Here is a 20,569-nt window from a genome sequence, read left to right as displayed (position 1 = left end):
CTAGATAAGGAAGACATCCGCGCCGCGAATGGACTCGTCGAAGCGACAGTAGACCTCGTCGTTCGAGAAGGCCTTGAGGGTGATCGGCCCGTGCTCGATGCCGAGCCGACCGGCGATTGCGCCCGCCAGAGCGGGATTCGCCCGTTCGGAGAAGAGCATCAGGCGCTTATGGTAGCCAAGCTGCAAAGACGCGGTCACGAGACTGCCCACTCAACGATCGTCCGGCCCAGCGGTGGCTCTGCTATTGCGCACAGGCGGTCGCTGTCGTCTTCTCGGCGTTCACTGCAGTTCCCATACCCTACCGGTCAGCCTTTCGTCCGAACCCGTTGTCGATCGTCCTGATGTCTAGTCGGACTTTCCCGTGGAAGGCGGTTAGGATTTCTGTCACGTTCCAGCGGCCAGCAGGTACTGCCGTTTCCCCGATCACGATGAAGCAGTCGTGTTCCGGCGCAGCTCTTCCCGAGGGAACTAGCAGCGGTCTGGGTCGGCGCTCTTGTGAGCGGCGTCGATGGCGTCGCTGCGCGGCATGCCGGCTCGTGCACTGACCCAGCCGACCGACAGCGAGGCGGCCGTGACGCCGCGGGAACTCCCGTTCAGGACCGTTGCTCCCGCGGCCAGGGCACTGGCGAACACCCCGTTGAACGTGTCGCCCGCGCGGGTCGTATCTCGAACCTCGGCGATCTGGCGGGCCGGCAAGGCTGCCACCGCACCGTCGGATTCGGCCACCAGTACACCCGCTCCCCCCAAGGTCACGGCGGCTGGAGCCTGCGTGCGAGCTGCCCGGTCAGCCGCCATGTCCGAAACCGCACCGTCCCGTGCTCCCCCCAGCAGCGTGCGCAGTTCGCCTAGCTCGAGGAGTTGGGGGTGAGCACAGGGCCGAGGCCGAAGAGCTCCACGAGTCCGGACGTGACCGGCGCCGGATTCAACACGCAGGGGATCCGGTGGGAAGCAGCACTCTCGACAGCGGCGACGACCGCATCCGGGGTGACCTCAGCACTGACGAGCACACAGCCCGCCCAGCCAGCTGCCCGCGCTACGGCCGTTCGGACTGCCGCCGGATCGACGGCGGCGTTCGCCCCGGCACCGACGGCGATCTGGTTCTCCCCCTTCCGGTCGACCACGATCAGTGCCGTACCGGTCGACACTCCGTCGAGGGTGGCGACATCGGTCACGTCGATGCCCTCGGTGCGCAACTCGGCCACCGCACCGGATCCTGCATCGTCGCGGCCGACGGCGCCGCAGTACCGGACCGCCGCACCGGCACGTGCGGCAGCGACCGCCGCGTTCGCTCCCTTGCCGCGCCGTAGCGCTCCGCGCTGGCGCCGACGACGGTCTGTCCCGGCCCGGGAAGTTCGTCGGTCGAGACGACGACGTTGACGGCGCCGACGACGAGCACCCGGGCGGTCATTTGCCTTCCTTCGGAGGGCACACCGATTCGCGCAGCTGCACGGTCGCCGGCAGCACACCGAGTGCTTCGGACTCGTCGTTCTCGAGTAGATCGAACAGTGCCGACGCCGCGCGGGACCCCATCTCGTGCGCGGGCTGGCGAACGGTGGTCAGCCTGGGCGTGAGCAGCGCGGAGACGGGGAGATCGTCGAACCCGACGATGCTCACGTCCTCGGGGACCCGCAGACCGACTCGTCTGCAGTACTCCATGGCGCCGATCGCCATGAGATCGTTCGTGCAGAGCAGCACCGTCGGCCGTGGGTCGGACTCCAGCGCTGTCGCCGCAAGTTTCTCGCCCGTGGCCTGTCGGTAGTCGCCGGGAAAGACCGGTACTGAATCTGGGTCGAGTCCTGCTCCCGCAAACGCCTCTCGGTAGCCCGCGAGCCGCTGCTGGGACGTCCAGAGCGACGGTGGACCGCCAATCACGGCCACCCGCCGGTGCCCCTGCTCCAGGGCGTGCGCGGCAACCTCGCGAGCTCCCTTCCGGGAGTCGCAGACCACCGCAGGCAGATCCATACCGGAGAGCTGCTCATCGACCAGCACGACGGGGCCTGAGCGAGCCAGCCGGTAGAGCGACGCCGGCATCGACCCGGTCCCCGACAAGTAGACGACGCCGTCGATCCGCTGGCTCCGCAGGAGCTCCGCCTGCTTCTCCTCGGGCTGTCGCGTCGCATCGGGCACGACCAGCACGACGAGTACGTTGCGCTCTGACGCCACCTTCTGTACGCCTTCGGCGACCATCGCGAAGAACGGATTGGTCAGCTCCGGCACCACCATCCCGATCGTCGAGGTGCTGCGCAGCTTGAGGTTGCGGGCGGACTCGTTCGGCGTGTACTCCAGGATCCGAACGGCATCGAGCACCCGACTGCGCCGCTCGGGCGCGACCGGACCCGAGTCGTTGAGCACGTAGCTGACCGTGCTCACCGACACACCCGCATGCTGGGCGACATCCTTCATGGTGGGCCGCTTACGCGCACGGTCGGACCGCGTCATGACCACGCCCCCCGGCGGCCTGTCACGTGCGCGCCTGGGCGGCCCACGACAGGATCGAGCCCCAGAGCGCAGGGTAGTGCACCCACTCCACGAACTCCGGGGGCGCCCAGTGCGGCGCGAGGTCCGATGCGAACGCGACCGCCCGACCCTCCCCGTACTCACCGGTGACCAGCATCGGGTCATCACCCGTGCGGGCCACCACCACGGAGCCCGGCTTGGGCAGCACACGGTTGTAGCCCAACAGCGGCGGCCACGCTGCAGGCGTGCCGCCGAGGATCGGGTGCCCCGGCTCGACGACGTCGACCTTCAACCCGTCGGACATCTCGATGCGGTCGTCGTGCGGAAGCATCGCGACCGGCAGGACGTCCGCGAGCGGGGTCATGCCATAGCGCGCCTTGCCATCGATACCGGTGAACGAGAGATACCCGCCGATCATGACGAGCCCCCCGCCGCGGCCCACATAATCTGCCACAAGCCCGAGCCGATTCGGCGACTTCTCCGAACGCAGGAACGTCTCGTCCGGCAGCAGGAATGAGTTAGACCCGATGTCGGAGATCACGATGACATCGAACGCGTCCAATTCCTCAGGGGATCGCGGGAATCGCGACGAGATCTCGTGCCCGCGGACGTATGTGACGGCGTGACCCGCCGCGGCCAGGCACTCAAGAAAAGCGCCTGCGCCCTCCTCGTACTCGGTAGTGTGGAACTGGTCGAACCCTTTCATGTGGATCGTATGTTTGATCCAGGACTCCCCCGCGACCAAGACGTTCAACTGTGACCCGCGCGCACTCATACGAATCGGTCCTTTGTGTAGGGGGGATGGGTTCGACCGTGGCGAGCTCCCGAGGCTTCCCAATTGATCATTATGTCAGACGCCGGCGGGTTGCCGTGGCGCCGGGCGGCTGGGCCGGGCTCAACTCCCGGGTCGTGGTCCCCCACGACCCGGCCCGTGTCGACCCAAGACCTGCCCTATGGCTTGCGGCCTCGATCAGTGAGTATCGAACGCCGGGGCCGGCCGGCGGGCCTGCGTTACTCATCAGTCACTCTGCCTTCCTCTCGCTCTCCACAGGCCACCATAAACGATTCTGCCCGGTGTGGAGACGGCTGGCTGAGTGACCCTCGTCAGGTCGTGTCGACGCCAGTGGGCGACAGCAGGCGACGGCCGATCGAGTATGCCTCTCTCAGGTCGGTGCCGACGTAGCTTGCCGACGCTAGCTGGGCGATGGCCGGGCTCGGGTTCACCCCGACGGCGTGCGGCAGCCAGGTGAACAGGTCGAGATCCGACGACGAGTCGCCGTAGGCGACACACGCCTGCGCCGTCAGGTGATGTCGGGTCAGAGCATCCTGAGTGATCTTGACCTTCGCCTCCGGTAACAGGGTGGCCCCATCCGGCAGCGGCCGGCCGACCTCGACATCCGAGCCGTAGGTCTCACTTGCACCCCAACGCTGCAGCCTGCGGGCAAAGAAGGCCGGGGACTGCGTGATGACGATCGCGATCTCACCTCGGGCACGAATATCGGTGAACACGTCGACGATGCCTGTCATCCAACAGGCGCTCTCAAACGCAGCGTCGAGATCGGCCTCGGTCGCCTCGGCGCAAATATCGAGCAAAGTCTCCCAGAATTCCCGGTCCGAGATGGAGCCAGCGAGCCACCGAGACTCGATGTCATTACCGACGGTGGGCTTCCCGAAGTGTCGGGCTAGCTCGATCGTTGCGGCACCTCGAAGGAGGGTGCCGTCCATGTCGAAGACATGCAGACGTCGGCCATGGTCCGACATGTCGACACCTGGGCTCTGCGGCATGAGCTCCTCTTTCACGGGAAGGCCACACGGGACGATGCCCGCGGGATGCATACAAGGGTTATTGGGCCAGGCGTCACTCGACAGAGACGAATCACCGAACCGTCGGGCCGAGGGAAACGAAGACCTTTCCGGATTAGGACAACGTCTCGAGCGGGACGACACCCGGCGCCGGGAAGGCGCGATCCAGGACCTCGAGTTCCTCGTCGGTGAGCTCGAGGTCCAGTGCTGCAGCGTTCTCCTTGACATGGGCAAGCCGGACAGCCTTCGGAACGGCGATGACGCGCCCGCTACGGACCGACCAGGCCAGCGCGACCTGCGCCGAGGTGGCTCCACGCTCTGTCGCCACGCGGCGGAGGTCGGGATGATCGAGCAACGCCCCCTTCTCGACGGGCGAGTAGGCCATGATCGCGGCGCCCACGCGCTCACACCAGGGGAACAGATTCGCCTCCGGACCGCGACGGGTGAGGTTGTAGAGGATCTGATTGCAGGCAGGGACGGCGCCCTCCGGCAAGTCCTCCAGATCGTGCAGGTCGAAGTTGCTGACCCCCCAGGCCTGGATCGAACCCTCCTCGCGCAGCTTCTCGAGCCCGGCCACCGTTTCCACGAGGGGAACCTCACGGCGCCAGTGCAGCAGGTAGAGATCCAGCCGATCGGTCCCCAGGCGCCTGAGGCTCGCATGGCATGCGGCGACCGTGCCCTCGGTGGTCGCATTCTGCGGGAGCACCTTGCTGACCAGAAATACCTCGTCGCGACGGCCACGCACCGCCTGACCGACGACCTCTTCTGCAGCCCCGTCGGCGTAGAGCTCAGCCGTGTCGATCACGGTCATTCCGAGATCGATACCGGTCCGCAAGGCGGTGATCTCGGCCGGGCGGTCCGCACCCATACGCCAGGTGCCCTGGCCGATCGGTGGAACATCCGCTTCGGCCAGCCGAACTGTATTCAGGGTCATATCAGAGGGTCCAATATCGTAGCTTCTTCCTTAACCGAGAACATCGCAACCACGAAAACGTCATCCGCGGGTTTTCGTCCTCCGGCCACACGCTCCCAACCGACGAGATCGTAGGTCGAGCGTCTTGCCGAATGGAAGTCCGAGGTCGCTCGCAGCTCTACCGACCCGGCCATCCCCGAGCACGCCCTGGCGCTCGGGACCGTGATCGAGCGGTCGGCCGCGCACCTGGTGGGCAGGCTGGGTCGCACGGGGGCGGGACCGACCCAGGGGAGCACGGGTCGGTCCCGCAGCGGCCGGCCTCAGTGCACGCCGGCGACTCCCTGTACGACGCCCGAGTAGTAGCTCTCCGGAGTCGGCCGCTCGCTCCGCTCGATGAGCTCGGTGAAGTCCCACTGGCGCAGCATCTTGCCGTCACGGAAGACCGGCACGAGCTGGTTCTCCTCCGCCGGGATGGAGTCGCGGGGGACGGTGGAGTACGTGCCGTCGGTGTAGCGGAGGGCGAGCCGGCCCCCCTTCGACCGCTTCATCGCGCTGCCAGTCGGGGCCTTCACGGTCTCTCGCCACTCGCCGTTGATGCGCATAGCGCTGGCCTTGAACCCGAAGTTGAGCGTGTCCCGGTTGACCTGCTGCAGCAGACCGCCACCCATCCCGCAGAGCACGTTGTCCGCAGCCAGGCCCCGCGCCTCCAGTTCGCTGTAGATCGCGATGTAGGTGTCGAGGGTGAGCCCGTCGCCCTGGATCACCCGGATGTTCGGAGGCAGGACCTTGAACCCCTTGCCGTTGGTCTCGTGCCCGAAGCTGTCCATCAGCGACTCGACGGTGTCGACCGGCACCTTGATCGGATCGCCAGAGTCGCACCGCACCGCCACGAGACCCTGGAACTGGCTGATCTCGTCGTGCATCTCCTTGCCGAGGATCTCGTTGACCGCCCGGTCGTGGTCGAACGTGTCGACCAGAAGGCCGGCCACGACGACCCCGGGGAACTTCAGAAGGCTGCGGAACGTGTCCGCCTCGGCATCCCTGCCGGCGGCCGCCACGGTGGAATGCTCCTGGAAGACGGCGCTGCCGTTCGGGGCCGCCGCGTTGTACCACTGCCGGGCGGCGACGTACGCGGGAACCGTGTCGGTCTGGTCGAAGTTGACCAGGTGCGCCATTCCGCCGAGACCGGCCGACTCCAGCGAGCTGACGCCGCGATTGCCGTAGTCGTGCAGGTACATGCGGATTGCCTCGGGGTGATCGGAGGTGCGCTCCAGGAACCCCTTCACCAGCTGCTTGGCCGTCCAGCTCAGGGTGCCGACCGTGGTCGGGTACCAGACGGCCCGGAGCAGGGCGGTCTCGACGAAGCTGGTGATCCATGGGTAACGCGGATCGGTGTTGACCAGCTGCACGAGGACGTTGCCGGTCGGGACAACGGTGCCCTCCGGGACCGCCTCGATCTCGATCGGGAGGTAGCCGTCGTGGTCGTTGAGCAGGTCGATCCAGTTCTGGCGGTTGAACGGAATGCCCATCGGCCGGTGCACGGCCTCGGCCTCGTGGATGTCGTCGAGGGTGATCTGCCGAGTGAGGTACTCGCGCAGGAAGGCCTGGAGCCCGACAAACATTGTCGCGGGGAAGCGGCCGCCACGTGATTCGACGTAGCTGGAGACGTACTCGGTGCCGTCCGGGTACATCCCGTAGTGCGCGTTCTTGTAACTATCGACGTTCACGATGATGTTGCGCCACAGGGACGATTCGCCCATGTCAACTCTCCTGATCGTATGCCTACAGGTAGGGGGCCTGGTCAGAGGCGAACCCGGACCAAGCCGAGGACTGTGCTCGTTGACTCACCCCGCCCGCGCCGCCTCCGGTGGTCATGAAGCGGATGGTGGTAAGCCGCTCAACTGGTGGTCAGCGGCCTACCCTTGCCGTCGTCGGGGCCATGGAGGCGGTCGCTCGATCCGAGCAGGCCGGCCTCGATGAAGGAATCAGCTTCCGTTCACCACGTGGTCAGGGAAGCGAAGGTGTTCCTGGATCGGAGGCTGAGGCAGCTCACGCATATCCCAACCATCGACGCGCTCAGGAATGATCCGGTACCAACTCCGCGCCGCTACCGCACCCGCACTGAAGTAGTACTCGAGGTGCGGGTGACCGACGTGGAAGTACTTCTCAGCCACCAGATCCAGGAGCTGCTCGACGAGCTCCGGATCGTCAACCTGATTGGCTGTCCCTTCAAGCTGAACCGCACGCACGTTGGAGATCTCGTCCCCCTCGTCGATCACCGCGGACACCCGCCCACCCGCGTCGATGACCTCCATGTGACGAGCGTCAGGGGTCGTGCTCTGCCCCGGATCACCAAGGGTCGGGTCGAGAGGCACATAGACGGTCTCGTCTACGACGACGAACCACGCCGGCGAGACATTGATCGCCCCGTTTGGAAGGGCAGACGCGAGCCGAAGCCGCAGAGCCCTTTCCACGAAGGCCCAGCGCTTGACGCCTTCGAGGGGAGCAAGCTCCCCGAGGGAGGTAGCCATGTGGTCGTCCTCTCAGTCCAGGGCAGCAAGTGCTGGCCCACGCCGAATGACATGTCGCCGTCTGACCCAGACGGCGGACGCCGTCCGCGTGCCGATCTCCGCTGCGCCCCGGGCTTGAACAGCCGAGTGCTCGCCGACCGCGGTCTAGAGCGAGTGGTCGAGGCCATGTCGCTTTCTGTGGTTCCCGTCCCGAAGCCGCCCGACAAGCAAGCGACGCGAATCGTTTCTACTCCTTGGACACAGATTTACCTCCGTAGCGTCAGGCGCTGCGGGGTGACCATAGCGACGTAGGCTGCGTCACAGCAATACTCAGAACGTTTCCATCGTGTTAGATGGCCGAACCCATAGCTCCCCACCACCGGAGACGCCGTGATCGACAGCTCAGTCTTGAACCGATCGAGCGACGGCGGCGGGCGTCTGACGAGCACACAGCGCGGCGTCGCAGCCGCGGCTGTGGGTTCGCGAACCCCGGCCGTGCGCTGCGGCCGAACCGCACGTAGCCCTATCTACAGGTGTTCACAGGACGCAAACCTCGAGGTTGACGGCACGGTCAGGCGGACGCAGGCCGCCACGGGACGGCAGTGGACAACGGCCGCACCGCCCAGGCGTTAGCGACACGTGCGGCACAAACTCCCCCGGATCGACGATGGCGCGGCATCCAGTCCGGGCCGGCGCCCGGCCCGATCCCTACACAAAGGAGAACCCAGATGGCTTCAGCGGTAGCCGACCAGGCCGTGCAGGTGAACACGGTTCGAGGCCCCGTATCGGTTGACGAGCTTGGTATGACCTTGACCCACGAGCACCTCATCTTCGACTTCACGAAGCGGTTCACGCCGCCCGAGGGCGCCGCCGAACGCAAGCTGTATGGCACCCCCGTGGGTCCGTCGATGAACTGGCTACTTGCCGACAGTCCGTTTTGCTGCTTTGACAACGGGTGCCAGGACGACCCGCTCGCCACGGCCGCCGAACTGGGGAACTTCAGTGAGGCAGGCGGACGGACAGTCGTCGATTGCACAAACGGAGACTTCGGGCGGGACCCTCTAGCGCTCAGAGAGATCTCCGACAGGTCAGGAATCAACGTCGTGATGGGTTCCGGCTGGTATGTCCACGGATTTCACGACAGCAGGACCGCCTCCGCCAGCGCCGACCAGCTCACCGAGGAGCTCCTGGCCGAGTTCACCGACGGAGTCGGCGACACGGGACTTGCGCCCGGAGTCATCGGGGAGATCGGGGTCTCACCTGACTTCACTGACGCGGAGAAGCTCCGGCTGCGCGCTGCATCTCGTGCCCAACGCCAGCTCGGAGTTCCGCTCATGATCCACCTGCCGGGCTGGCAACGTCGAGCCTTCGAGGTACTCGACATCGTGCTGGGCGAGGAGGGAGTTACCCCTGCGGCGGTCGTCATGTGCCACATGGATCCGTCTGGCCATGACGTGGAATACCAGCGCGCCGTTGCCGATCATGGCGTCTGGCTCGAGTTCGACATGATCGGAATGCCGTTCCATTACCCTGGAGAAGGTCAGTCTCCCGCCCCTGACCAGACCGCAGCCGCGGTTGCCGGCCTAATTCGGGACGGGTACTCCGCACGAATACTATTGAGCCACGATGTGGCCGCCAAGAGCATGTTGACCTGCAATGGCGGGAACGGATTCGGCTACATCCCAAAGCTTTTCCTGCCTCGCCTGGAGCGTCATGAAGTGACGCCCGACGTGGCGGCAGAGCTGATGACCGCGAACCCCGGACGCCTATTTGCGGCTTCGCGCACCTAGGCCGTGTTCAAGAAGTCACCGATCGCGGTCTTCGTGATCCAGATCGTGGCTGGCAAGGCGCCGCCCCGGCGTCGTGCCGGGCGTACTCGGCCGCGGGCGGCAACGCCGCCAGGCGCGATCTGGGCGCGAAGACCGCGATCAGGGACTTCTTAAACACGGCCTAGCCTCGTAGCACCCGCGACGCTAGGCACGCGGCAGGCCGACGCAGCCCGCGCGAGCTGACTCGCCTCCGTCTTGAGCCTGGCGGCGCACCGGTTCTCGAACTCCCGCCTGGTTGCTCGACGTCGGCTATGCGCCGCGTTCCGCGCAGACGGGCTTTCCTCCGCTCGACGGCGTGCGTTCCTCCCGCCACCGCCTAAACCTGTGGGCCGTCGTGTTGGTGGCGCACCGCTCCCCGGCCACGCTGACTGGGCGCCGCCGGCGGGTCGTTACCCACGCGTGGTCCGCTGACACCACCGTGCGCGTCACCGGGACCACCAGCGCCGACGCACGCGGTGCCGGCGGTCGTTCGGGTCCGGATGCGGAGGCGGCCAGTTCCGCGTCACGGCTTCTCGAAGCCAAGCAGCACGACGCCCCAGGCCCCGCACCTGCAGAATCGCGTTCACCGCGACACCACCCCGGACCTGGTGATGATCAAAACCGTGTCCACGGTGTTGAGGTGCGTGACCGGCACCGCCGGCCGGTAACCCGCCGCGGTCATGACCGGGCACAACGCCGTGCCGTCGCAGGCGTGCGACCACTGCGACGTCTCACCGGGGGGTGATCCAGTTGATGGGCGGGACCTGCCGGGCGGTGTCGCACACTCCGGGCAACTCACCAGCAGCGCCTAATCCGAGGCGTTCGCATTCGTCGTGTAGTTCATGGGTTGGCTCCCTTGGCTGGGTTGGCGGGGCGATCGACGGACGCCGCATCGCCGTGGGAGCGCCCCTTCGCTGCGTCGTAGGGGCCGGGACCAAGCCGGAGCAGCAAGATGATATCGCCGCACCTACCCCGAGTGTTCCGTCCAGGATCTGCGAGCGCAGGTCCATCGCAGTCAGTTCGAAAGGGTTCTGCGCGAACAGCTCCTCCGGCCCGACCACTCCGGGGTCTCCGGCGGGACGGCAGGGAAGCCGGTCGAGTAGCCCGGACGAGGCGCGCTGATCAGCCTCGGACACCCACGGCGTGTAAACCCGCAGCGTGGTCGCTCCCCCGCCGCCGTGCCCAAGGCGACCCGCGACGGTGCGGACGTCGACGCCGCCTGCGATCAGCTCGGTCGCGGAGTAGTGACGGAGCTTGTGGCAGGTCGTGCGGATACCGAGCCTCTGGACGAGCCGCGAGTACCGGCGGGTGACTGCCTCGGCTTGAGGCTGCTTGCGCCGTCGCCGGAATGCGAGAACAGGAAGGCGTCCGCAGGAAGCTCGAACCCCAGGTTCGCGGCGAGCTCCATACTCCGCGCCCTGTGAGCGGTCAGCAGCGTGATCGTTTCCGGGTCGAGCGCGATCCTGCGGTGCTGGTGAGTGTTGGTGTCCTTCTCCCACGTCTCACCGTCGAGCTCTGCGACTGAGCGCTCGACTCGCAACGTGCCGCGCAGCAGGTCGACATCCGACCAACGCAACGCGCACAGCTCGCCACGGCGGGCGCCCGTGACCATCGTCAGCCAGACGAGAACAGCCCAGTCCGGATCATCCCACGAGGCGTTCAGGATACGAGCAGCCTCTGCCGAGGTAGGCGGTTGCGGCTTCGCTGGCGGCCGCTTGGGCGGTTCGGCGTTCTCGATCGGGTTGTGGGCCAGCCAGCGCCACCGGACCGCTCGCCGGAGGGCGCCGCTGAGGATCACGTGGATCTGGCGGATGGTCGACTGCGACAGCGGCTTGCAGACGTGCCGGCGGCATCGATGATCGCAGTCGTGGGCGATCTTCTGTCGATGCTCGATCATGCGCTTGCGCCTGCAGTGAGCTCGGCAGCGACGCAGCTCCGCGTAGAAGGAGTCGAAGCCTTCCGAGGTCAGGGCAGACAGCTTCACCTTGCCGAGCAGCGGCACGATGTGGATGCGAGCGAGGTTCTCGTAGGTCGCTCTGGTCGTCCGCTCGACTTCGAGCAACGCGAAGTGCTTCTCGAGGAGAAGCGCCCCCGTTGCAGCGGTCCGTGGGTTCAGCTTCTCATCGACCTGGACCAAGAGGCTCCGCAGAGCCTTCGCGGCCTCCTCGACGGCGAGCGGGCCCGCCGCGATCGTCTCGGTGAGGTAGTGGCGCTGCTTTGTAACCGGGTCTCTGCCAGCGGTGACGCGCACGCGCAGCGAGCCGCTCGGGAGCGTCTCGATCTCACCGCGCTGCCGAACGCGGCGGCGAGGGCTGGCCTTGGTCACGGGAGAACGCCAAGGCCAAATGCTCCACGAATGGCTCCACAACACAGCCTATGGAGCCGGAGGGCGGCCTAAACCGCCTGATCAGAAGGGTGGAGCTGAGGGGATTCGAACCCCTGACCCCTTGACTGCCAGGCACTCGGAGCGTCGGCCGGGCGCCGCCTCGGGCACTGCGACCACCAGCGCGCTGTCCGCCGGCGTCCACCAGTGTCCCTACTTCCCCGGTCCGGTTGTCACTCAGTTAGTCACTCACCGTTTGACGGCCGACCACCGCTCTCCTAACGCGAATCAGGCTCGCTTCCTGTCTGTGTGTCTCCCTCGGAACCCTCGATCACCAGCCAACCCGCTGCCACGTCGTGTCAGCGGGTGTTGGGCTGTCCCGGCCCTGATGTGCCCCAGACGTGCCCCGCCGGCCCGACCGGCGCAGAACCCTCGGCGCCGCGTGCTAGGTCCTCTCCTGGACGGGGATGAGTTCAGTACGGACCCTGTGGGTTGTGATCTGTTTCCTGCCCGGTGATCCTGTGGGAGACCGAGGAGGAGAGCGGGATGGCGCTACGCGAGGTAGTTGCATGGCTAGCGAGATGGACCAATTCAGATAGGCGGGCCGTTGATCCTGAATCCCTCCGTGAAGCGCCTTCCCCAACATCCAGGCGGCAGGATCCGGATGACACACCCGCAACAGACGACGGTAAGCACATGCGTTGGTATGTGCCGTCAGGCCCGGACCAGAAATATAGATTTCAGCTTGTTGATGGCGTGCCGCCGATTAGGCTGATACCGTACCGCGATCAATCCGGCGAAGAACTTCTCCGACTATGCGAGGATAAGACAGGTCTCCTGATCGCACCGAAGAATCGATATCTGTCATCAATCGGAATCTACTCCTCACAACTTCGGGGCGAGAAGTACAACGAGTCCGGATCCAGTTCCGGAGACTTCTCTCCTGGCGCTCCGGTCCGCCTTGTCCGAGAGCCAGGCAACCCACACGATCGTAACGCAATAGCCGTCTACGACATAACTGGCGCTCATCGGGCAGCATATGTGGATCGATTGCGGGCACGGCTGATAGCTCCGATCTTAGATGCTGGCGGCGCACTAGATGCAATAGCTATTCGCGGGACTGCAGCTGGGCGGGCATGCCGTCAAATCGGAATTGTGGCAGCTACTCCTCCTGTCCTGAGACACCTAATGACTCCGCGGCCACCTGGTGCGCCTATGCCTGCGCATCTTCGGTGGCCGTAGCACCATCGCGATGGCTGCAGACAGGTGGGGTGTTCCGTCGTGGATGTTCGGGGCGGTAGAGGATGACTTCTATGGCCTCGTGGGGCGGATCGTCCTGGTCTCCGCACTGCTGGAGGACCGGCTTTACGTACTCTATGGCCAGCTGTCCCGCATGCCGCGAGATGAGCTGGCGACCACACCACCTGACACGCGGCAAACCCCCTCCACTCTCGCGGGGAAGCCCGGTACTGTGATCATTAGCGAGAGCCGCAAGCTACTTCACCGCTTCTGGCCAGACCGCCGCGACGAGGCCGAGGCGTTCCTTACCGGCTCCGCTTCCGCACTGCGGGGACGTCACGAGATCGTCCACAGCCTATGGCCGTTCACCAAGTCGGAGCAGGTTCGGGGCTGGCGCCATGCTCCGCCAGGTAGACGGCAGGAGCCTGATCAGCCGGTGGAATGGACATCTCTGACGGCAGATCAGCTACCGGAGCTGCTGACAGAACTTGTCTTGCTTGTTGAGCGGTGCTACCAAGTCGAGGGGTGGGTGCAAATGGCATAGCATTGCAGACCAGTTGCCGGACCCGCCTTGCGCCAAAGCTCCCCAAGCGTTTCATCCAGACTCGCAGCATGCTGACCCTCTCGATGCGAACTACCGGCCAGGCAGTCGGCGAGGGCCGATCAAGGCCCTGAGCAGCCGCTGACGCTCGATTTCGGTGGGGCACGGACGCCACGGTTGCTGTACAGCAACCGTGGCGTCGCTCTGAGTGCCATCCTGTCGACCTGCTGCAAGCCGACCGTGCGGACGTCCGTGGGCGGCCCTCGACACCACCGCCGGCGGGCCCACGGGCGTCCGTGCGGCAGCCCTCCGGGAGGTCGGGCGGGAAGGCGCGGGTCCGCCACCGCCCAGCGAGGACGCGACCCACCGGCACCCCTACCCAGGTCTCGCACGGCAGCCGAAGTTGTCGGGGTGAAGTGTCATTATTCGGAGGTGCCCGACGCCCCGCCCCCGCACTCACCAGATTCGACTTCCTCAGGAGGCCACACCGCCAGCAGCGACAAGGCCGCAGACCGCCGTCACACCCTCCTCATTGCTGTTCTCACGGGAGTGATTGGCATTGGAGGCGCCCTGAGCGGGTCTCTAATCCAGACTCGTAGTGCGGCGGACGCCCAGGCCGCACAGATCGCAGAGGAGCGAGAAAAGGAGAGCCGGGCGACCCAGGCGGACGTCTACTTCAAGTTTCTCGACGCCGCAGATCGATACGGAACGACCACTGCCCAGGTTCAGGCCTGCCTCAACGCCGCGCGAGACGGTCGACCTGACGGCCAGGAAGGTTTCACAGTCGACGGCGAGTGTGGTCGGCACGTCGCCGACCTCGCTCCTGCCCGTTACGACTTCCAGGAGACGTTCAACAAGGTGTCCGTTTACGGCTCGCCCGAGGCGTACGTCAAGGCTGTAGCGATCGCGGCCTACCTGCCCCGAGCGGTCTCAGGAGACGTCAACTCTGGACTTCCTCCACTTGACGCGCGGCTCAACTCGTACGACCGGGCGGAGTTCACACGTCGGTACGCCGACTTTCTCACGGTCGCTTGCCGCGACCTGCCCGCCGCGCCACGACCGAATTGTGAGACGTAGTCGCGGACGTGTCTGTGGCAGGTGCCCACGAATTGCTGTCGCAGTAGCAACGAATCGTCTGACACGGCAGGGATGCGTGCCAGACCATTCTGCGGAGTCTGACACACAACTGGCACGGGGGCTGGCCTGGGACAATGGAAGTGGGCGATAGTGAAATCGAACCAGTGACCTCTTCGGTGTCAAGGCGGATCCGGCTGCCCGGCGGCTGTCGTCCCGTGCCGTCGCGTATTGTCTGAGCTGAGACTTCGTGCTGGCATATCTCAGCGCGTGACGGGCGCTCGCACGATGTTCGCTCCGGGTTTGCTCCGCCCAACCACGCCTGGAGCTTGTTGTGTCATCCCGTCGGCCTGGCAATACCCTACCACGCGGTGGCCCGGGGGCAGCCCTCGACGCAACCGCCAGCCGACGTCGTGAAGCTCTGCCCCGGGACGTCGTGTGGTAGCCCTCGGGGAGGCCGACGGGATGACACACCCCCATCCCGGAGGTCTGCCTGCCCGGCGAGGGCGACTATTCTTGCCTAAGACCTGGTCTCAAAACTCGGCGTGTCGCTAGGTGGACCAACGGCCCGCCCCTGGCTCCGCACCGCCCGCCTGTGGGCCCGGCCTGACGGACCGCGAGGTCTGTCAGAGAGACTGGGGGCCAGTGCCCGCCCTCTCGACCTGGAGCCTTTGATGCCGCAGGGGACCGTCCGTTGGTTCGACGCCGAACGGGGTTTCGGCTTCCTCGCGCCCGAGGACGGCTCGCCGGACGTGTTCGTGCACGCCTCCGAGATCGTCGGGGACGGCGGCGCGAAAGTGCTCCGCGAGGGTCAGGCCGTCGTGTTCGAGGTCGGCGAGAACGACCGCGGGCCCCAGGCGCTGCGCGTTCGCGTCACCGCCGATGCGGCCACCGGCAGCGCGGTGGGCCTGCTCGGCACCGTCAACTGGTACGAGCCGGGCAAGGGGTACGGCTTCGCGTCGCCGGACGGCGGCGGCGCCGACATCTTCGTGCACAGCTCCGCCATCGTGACCGGCGGCGTGGTCACCGAGGGGCAGCGGGTGGCCTTCCTGATCGTCGAAGGCGAGCGCGGCCCGCAGGCCGGGCACGTGATCCCGCTGGGAGCGGGGGCCGGCCCACCCGCTGCGGCTGGCATCGCGGACGGTGCCGACGGCACGGTGGCCTGGTACGACGAGGACAAGGGCTTCGGCTTCATCAACCCCGACTCCGGCGCCGGGGACGTCTTCGTTCACGCCCGGGCCCTGGCCGAGGGGCTGACGTGGCTCGCGGAGGGCGACCGCGTCGCCTACGAGGTGGCTAGTGGAGACAAGGGCCCGCAGGCCCGCGACGTGCACCTGGTCCGGGGCGCCGAGCCCCAGACGGCGCCGCAGCGGTCGGCACCTGCCGCGGCCGCAGGGCCGGCGGCGCGGGACGTGCCCGTACGAGGCGGCGAGGGCGTCGTCGCGCGCTACGACGGCGACCGCGGCTTCGGCTTCATCACCCCGGACGCAGGCGGCGACGATCTCTTCGCCCACGTGTCCGTGATCATGGGGTCGGAGCCGCTGCAGAAGGGTGACCGGGTCCGGTACGCGGTGCGTCAGAGCGACCGGGGCCCGCAGGCCGACCGCATCGAACGCCTCTGAAGAGGCGGCCCCACCGATGGCTGATCACTTCCCGACGAGAGTGCTCGTTCATCCCCGTCGATGGTGCCGTCAGCAACGCGGCTGCAGCCTCCTCCAGGAGATCGATCTCCCTCGTGGTGACGGGGGCCTCGTGCCGACCCGAGGACCTGCTCCGCGCTCAGAAGCTCACCAGTCACCCCCACCCAACGACACAGAGCTACCGATGTATCCCAAACGAGTGAATGGATGCGTTAGACCTGGTCGCAGAGCTCGATCTTTATGAGCCGGCGGACGTTGATCACGGTGCAGGCCAGCGTGAGTAGCGCCAGCGTGGTGCGTTCGGTCCGGTCGTAGCGCAGCCCGAGGCGTTTGAACCGCAGCAGCCAGGAGATGGTGCGTTCGACGACCCAGCGGACCCGGCCGAGGCGGGACTTGTCCTCAATCCCGCGCCGGGCGATACGGACCTTAATACCGCGGCGGGTCAGGTAGCGGCGGCAGCGGCGGTAGTCGTAGCCCTTGTCGGCGTGCAGCTTGTCCGGTCGGCATCGTGGCCGGCCCGCCCGGCCGTGGTGGCCGCGCACGGTCGGGTTCGTGTCCAGCAGCGGCTCAAACAGCATGCTGTCGTGGGTGTTTGCCGCCGACAACATGACGTGCAGCGGTAGCCCGTTCGCGTCGCACAGAACGTGGTACTTGGAGCCGGCTTTGCCCCGGTCAGTGGGGCTGCGGCCGGTCAGCTCGCCCCCCTTTTCGACCGCACCGACACCGCGTCGATGCAGCCTCTGGTCCAGTCGAGCTCGTCGATGTCGGACAGCTCGTCGAGCACGAGCTGGTGCAGCCGGTCCCACACGCCGGCGTCCTGCCACTCACGTAACCGCCGCCACGCGGTGTGCCCGGAACCGCATCCGAGCTGCTCGGGTAGGTCTCGCCAGCGGCAGCCGGTGTCGAGCACGAACAAGATCCCCTCTAGCGCGGCACGGTCATCGATCCGGGGCCGCCCACCCGGACCGCGCGGCGCTGGTCGGGACGGGATCAGGGGTTCGATCAGCTCCCAGAGCCGGTCTTCGACCCGTCGCTGCTGCGTCGTCTTCGCCACGACTGCCCACGATCGACGACCAGGACCGGCAGGTTACGCAGCGACACACCCTAAGTTTTGAGACCAGGTCTAAACTGAGGAGATGTGCCCCGGCACAAGCTCTGGCCTATCGACGACGCCTTCTGGATTTCTTGCTCTGCTTTTTGTTCGGTTTGGAAATCTGATTCCTTCCGCTGCGAAAACCGTGCCAGTATGCAGCGTCCTTGAAATTCCCGATATCGCGAAATAGTTTCTCTAGGACTTCCGCGGCGTGCATGTGGCCGCCACGAGCGGCTAGTATGAATCGTTGGATCGCCTCATCAATGCTGCCTTGCATGAGAAGACTGGATCCGTGAACGCAACCTGCATGAAAGTGTCCACTATCGTATGATGCATTGAACCACTTATTGCTCTCCTCCCAGTCCTCTAGGCGAGCGAGGACGGTGCCGAGATGGCAGGCTGCAACTTCGTCGCCATCCTCTGCGGCCACTAGGAGGTGTCGGCGAGCCTCATGGAATTGGCCGCGCTCGAAAAGTCGCTCTCCAAGGCGAGCGCTCGCGTGGATGCTACCATTTTGGGCGGCCCGAACGAGCCATTGTTCGGATTCGAGTTTGTCCGCTCCGCGGCGTTCCAGGAGGAAGGCCATATTGTATGCAGCTGGGGCGTTATCGGGATCCTTTTCCAGGGCGACTCTGAGGTACTTCTCTGCGTCGTCAAACCGTCCTGAGTTATACAGGTCCGTGGAGTAGCATAGTTCGGCCCCCTCGACGTCTAAGGCCAATGCAGAGATGTACTTCGCTTCTGCTTCTTCGACTTGGCCTGTCCGCCAAAGGAGTCTGGCGTGGCCTAGTAGAGCCGCCGCACAACCCAATTGAATACTCTTTGCCCAGAGGGCGTCAGCACCGGCGACGTCGCCTGCCTCGTCCAGCTGTTGCGCTCGATTTGCTGCAGCATTTCCGTCGCCCAGCTCGATTGCGCGATCCCACATCTCCGCAGCAATCTGATGACGGCCAGCCTTATCGGCCGCAATCCCGATTCCGTTGAGGTCGTCAGAATCGCTGGCTTCACGGATAATAGACTCAAAAAGGCGGTCTGCCTCTTCATCAAGTCCTCTGTCGGCCAGAACTGAGGCTAGGCCGGTGCTAGTATCGGTGTCGCGATTCGCCTCATGTGCTTTTCGATACCATTTCTCTGCATCTTCCAGAGAATTCTGATCCCTAAGGAGGATTGCGAGGTGAAGTGCTGCATGTGCATCCCCCGCTTCTGCTGATAGGAGCAGGAATTCTTTCGCTTCATTTTGGCGTTCAGCGTTCTGAAGATAGATCCCAAGCTGGGTGTTGCTCTCAATATCGCCGGAGGCAGCGGCTGATTCAAACAGCCCTAATGCTTCATCATCTCGACTCGCTCGAAGAAGGACTCTTCCTAGACTTGTCAAGTCGCGTGGGCTGTGAGTGAACTCCGAAATTTTGCGCCAGCAATCGATCTCGACGTCGATAAGTCCGTGATTTTTCGCGGAGTATGCTATTCCAAATAGCAATCCGACGTCTTGCCCCGCGAAGTCCACGACGGATTTCCAGACTTCGCTAGGTACGGCAGAGTATCCCTCCTCTCGGCTAATTGAATCTTGCAGATACTCGAATGCACGAAGTTTTTCTCCATTGTCACTTGGAATGAGCAAGCTTGCTACACCCATGCGCCGCCGAGTTGCCCATGCGCGTGCCTCCACGAAGGTCTCGGGTGCCAAGATTTCTCCTCCGGCACGCTCTAGGTAGAATTCGTGGAGGCTTCTCAAGAACTCGGACGGTAGTGGCACGTCGACGCCTGCTCGCGAGCAGTCCACCGCCGCTGCCACGAGACTTGCACCTCGTGGATTGGCACCCGCTCCCCAGGCTGTTTCCCAAATCTCTCGCAAGAGTGGTCCGGCCGCAAGGTACTCAGCAACGCCAAACAGTTGGCCGTGTGATATTGCCTCGCGAATCCGTGGATCCGTCGAACTGCCTGCTCGGGCAAGTTCGGCCTCAGACCAGCGACGCGGCAGGAGAATTGTGCGCGATTGATCGACGATCCGTCGGAATTCACTAATTGCGTGTTCGTCCGTGTCGCCTGGAACGTCTTCGAATCGCCGGTATTGCTCGCTCCGAATAGTTGCGACGCATGCGATTTTCGCGCGCTTCAGCTGAAGAAGAATGCCGGGAGTGATTCCGCTAGGTCCAATGAATCGCTCAAGATCGTCAAGCCAAATTACCCAACTGCCCCCGAAAGCTAGGAGGCTAACAACGGAGGCGCGAAACTCGCTCACGGCTTCGGGTCGGTAGAGACGTCGTTGTGGCATCCTGGAACGGAGAGCCTGATAAGAAGATCGAGTCTTGCCCGCCGTAGAGTCGCCAATAACGATCACCATGCCGCCATTCTCGGCGGCATGCGTGATTGATTCGCCGAGATTGGTATCGACATCCCGTTGAACGTAGAGAGGAACCGCGTTGCCGTCATTTATTGGAGCGCGATGAACTCCAAGGTCGAGCGGATCCCATTCCGCAACTGTGGGCCAGTCGTCTGGGTTCCATGTAACACCGGGCAGTCGCAAACGCGATGCGAGTCCATCATCGCCAAAGTAGGCTTCGTCTATATTGAGTTGGATTCCGGAATTTTGCTGATAGAGGTGAGATTCGTCGTTAGCATGGCCATGGATAGGGTCCGCGTGGGATCGTTCTCTCGTCATGACTCAGAAGTTGTACTGCTGGCCGGAGCCCTGCTGGTAGACGCGGCTTTTGTCGTTGGCGATGGCCGTATTAGTCGAGGAAGTGTCTCCTGTTCCATTGTCGCGGTAAGTCTTCCGAAGTTCGATGAGGTCGATAAGGGCCTGGGATGCCTCCGGGTTGGACTGCACAGTCCGGCGAATACGACTCGACCATTCGGTCACGAGTTCAGATTCTCGTTGTGCATCCCCATGGTCTCGCGCCTCGATCACTTCTGTGCGAGCTTCTTCCAGCTCCGCGTCGAAGCCAGCGTCGTCGTTCCCGCTAGCTGACCGCCCGAACAGTCGTTTAATAATGTGCTTTGCCTCGGACCAGGCGTCCGTGGCCATAATCTCTACTAGTGCAGTTCCGCCCGTCGCGACGAGAGCTGCTATATCGAAGTCCATCTTGGTCCCCCAGTGCAATTTATTAGATGTGTAGGTCACTCGATAGAGCATCTGGTTAGGCGCATCGCCGGTCGCAGGTACTTCGT

The 20,569-nt window shown here is 64.8% G+C and carries 16 protein-coding genes and 1 pseudogene; 4 read left to right on the top strand and 13 right to left on the bottom strand.

Annotation, left to right across the window (positions count from 1 at the left end):
• From WBK50_RS04060 to WBK50_RS04020, 9 genes are all read right to left on the bottom strand, one after another.
• Positions 1–210 carry a ribose-phosphate pyrophosphokinase-like domain-containing protein gene (locus tag WBK50_RS04060; RefSeq protein WP_341334298.1) on the bottom strand — a complete coding sequence of 70 codons (210 nt, stop codon included), beginning with the start codon at positions 208–210 and terminating at the stop codon, positions 1–3.
• A gap of 258 nt (positions 211–468) precedes the next feature.
• The gene (locus tag WBK50_RS04055) at positions 469–726 is read right to left on the bottom strand and encodes a PfkB family carbohydrate kinase (RefSeq protein ID WP_341334297.1); all 258 of its coding nucleotides are present in this window, start codon (positions 724–726) and stop codon (positions 469–471) included.
• Between the two features lie 119 nt (positions 727–845).
• Positions 846–1,466, bottom strand: a complete 621-nt coding sequence (locus WBK50_RS04050) for a PfkB family carbohydrate kinase (protein ID WP_341334296.1) — start codon at positions 1,464–1,466, stop codon at positions 846–848.
• On the bottom strand, positions 1,405–2,403 hold the full coding sequence (locus tag WBK50_RS04045) for a LacI family DNA-binding transcriptional regulator (RefSeq protein WP_341334295.1): 999 nt from the start codon (positions 2,401–2,403) through the stop codon (positions 1,405–1,407). Before WBK50_RS04045 ends, WBK50_RS04050 begins: the two co-directional genes overlap by 62 nt.
• Before the next feature lie 58 nt (positions 2,404–2,461).
• The gene (locus WBK50_RS04040; protein WP_341334294.1) at positions 2,462–3,232 is read right to left on the bottom strand and encodes a glutamine amidotransferase; all 771 of its coding nucleotides are present in this window, start codon (positions 3,230–3,232) and stop codon (positions 2,462–2,464) included.
• Between the two features lie 329 nt (positions 3,233–3,561).
• Positions 3,562–4,257 (bottom strand): HAD family hydrolase, encoded by a 696-nt coding sequence (locus tag WBK50_RS04035; protein ID WP_341334293.1) that lies wholly within the window; start codon positions 4,255–4,257, stop codon positions 3,562–3,564.
• 118 nt (positions 4,258–4,375) lie between these two features.
• The gene (locus WBK50_RS04030; RefSeq protein ID WP_341334292.1) at positions 4,376–5,194 is read right to left on the bottom strand and encodes an aldo/keto reductase; all 819 of its coding nucleotides are present in this window, start codon (positions 5,192–5,194) and stop codon (positions 4,376–4,378) included.
• Positions 5,195–5,493: 299 nt separating this feature from the next.
• Complete coding sequence (locus WBK50_RS04025; RefSeq protein ID WP_341334291.1) at positions 5,494–6,933, bottom strand: nicotinate phosphoribosyltransferase; 1,440 nt, start codon at positions 6,931–6,933, stop codon at positions 5,494–5,496.
• A gap of 225 nt (positions 6,934–7,158) precedes the next feature.
• Positions 7,159–7,704 (bottom strand): pyridoxamine 5'-phosphate oxidase family protein, encoded by a 546-nt coding sequence (locus WBK50_RS04020; RefSeq protein WP_341334290.1) that lies wholly within the window; start codon positions 7,702–7,704, stop codon positions 7,159–7,161.
• Between the two features lie 707 nt (positions 7,705–8,411).
• Here WBK50_RS04020 and WBK50_RS04015 point away from each other — a divergent pair.
• Positions 8,412–9,473: a phosphotriesterase family protein gene (locus tag WBK50_RS04015; RefSeq protein WP_341334289.1), complete on the top strand. Its 1,062-nt coding sequence runs from the start codon at positions 8,412–8,414 to the stop codon at positions 9,471–9,473.
• Between the two features lie 749 nt (positions 9,474–10,222).
• Here the strand turns inward: WBK50_RS04015 and WBK50_RS34915 are convergent.
• A complete protein-coding gene (locus tag WBK50_RS34915; RefSeq protein WP_445942220.1) occupies positions 10,223–10,990 on the bottom strand; it encodes a tyrosine-type recombinase/integrase in 768 nt (255 codons plus the stop codon).
• A gap of 1,370 nt (positions 10,991–12,360) precedes the next feature.
• Here WBK50_RS34915 and WBK50_RS34910 point away from each other — a divergent pair.
• The 3 genes from WBK50_RS34910 to WBK50_RS03995 all read left to right on the top strand — a co-directional run bounded on the left by WBK50_RS34910 (position 12,361) and on the right by WBK50_RS03995 (position 16,290).
• Entirely contained in the window at positions 12,361–13,056 is a 696-nt protein-coding gene (locus WBK50_RS34910) for an HIRAN domain-containing protein (RefSeq protein WP_445942219.1), read from the top strand.
• Positions 13,057–14,026: 970 nt separating this feature from the next.
• The gene (locus WBK50_RS04005) at positions 14,027–14,671 is read left to right on the top strand and encodes a hypothetical protein (RefSeq protein WP_341334287.1); all 645 of its coding nucleotides are present in this window, start codon (positions 14,027–14,029) and stop codon (positions 14,669–14,671) included.
• Positions 14,672–15,342: 671 nt separating this feature from the next.
• Positions 15,343–16,290, top strand: coding sequence for a cold-shock protein (locus WBK50_RS03995; RefSeq protein WP_445942218.1), 948 nt, complete (start codon positions 15,343–15,345; stop codon positions 16,288–16,290).
• Positions 16,291–16,520: 230 nt separating this feature from the next.
• On the opposite strand, the pseudogene WBK50_RS03990 reads toward WBK50_RS03995, so the two are convergent.
• The 3 genes and pseudogenes from WBK50_RS03990 to WBK50_RS03980 all read right to left on the bottom strand — a co-directional run bounded on the left by WBK50_RS03990 (position 16,521) and on the right by WBK50_RS03980 (position 20,522).
• Positions 16,521–17,362: pseudogene (locus WBK50_RS03990) on the bottom strand (IS5 family transposase).
• A gap of 106 nt (positions 17,363–17,468) precedes the next feature.
• Positions 17,469–20,060, bottom strand: coding sequence for a tetratricopeptide repeat protein (locus WBK50_RS03985; RefSeq protein ID WP_341334286.1), 2,592 nt, complete (start codon positions 20,058–20,060; stop codon positions 17,469–17,471).
• Between the two features lie 3 nt (positions 20,061–20,063).
• Positions 20,064–20,522, bottom strand: coding sequence for a hypothetical protein (locus tag WBK50_RS03980; protein WP_341334285.1), 459 nt, complete (start codon positions 20,520–20,522; stop codon positions 20,064–20,066).
• Positions 20,523–20,569: the final 47 nt, after the last annotated feature.

Origin of the sequence: Pseudonocardia sp. T1-2H (genome assembly GCF_038039215.1) — a bacterium.
Lineage (GTDB): Bacteria > Actinomycetota > Actinomycetes > Mycobacteriales > Pseudonocardiaceae > Pseudonocardia.
The sequence above is the reverse complement of the archived record's forward strand: the minus strand, read 5'-3'. Positions and strand labels throughout refer to the sequence as shown.

Coding starts and splice junctions, on each gene's coding strand:
- WBK50_RS04045 (WP_341334295.1), bottom strand. CDS start 2,403: ATGAAGGATGTCGCCCAGCATGCGGGTGTGTCGGTGAGCACGGTCAGC.
- WBK50_RS04040 (WP_341334294.1), bottom strand. CDS start 3,232: ATGAGTGCGCGCGGGTCACAGTTGAACGTCTTGGTCGCGGGGGAGTCC.
- WBK50_RS04030 (WP_341334292.1), bottom strand. CDS start 5,194: ATGACCCTGAATACAGTTCGGCTGGCCGAAGCGGATGTTCCACCGATC.
- WBK50_RS04025 (WP_341334291.1), bottom strand. CDS start 6,933: ATGGGCGAATCGTCCCTGTGGCGCAACATCATCGTGAACGTCGATAGT.
- WBK50_RS04020 (WP_341334290.1), bottom strand. CDS start 7,704: ATGGCTACCTCCCTCGGGGAGCTTGCTCCCCTCGAAGGCGTCAAGCGC.
- WBK50_RS04015 (WP_341334289.1), top strand. CDS start 8,412: ATGGCTTCAGCGGTAGCCGACCAGGCCGTGCAGGTGAACACGGTTCGA.
- WBK50_RS34910 (WP_445942219.1), top strand. CDS start 12,361: ATGGCGCTACGCGAGGTAGTTGCATGGCTAGCGAGATGGACCAATTCA.
- WBK50_RS03995 (WP_445942218.1), top strand. CDS start 15,343: ATGCCGCAGGGGACCGTCCGTTGGTTCGACGCCGAACGGGGTTTCGGC.
- WBK50_RS03985 (WP_341334286.1), bottom strand. CDS start 20,060: ATGACGAGAGAACGATCCCACGCGGACCCTATCCATGGCCATGCTAAC.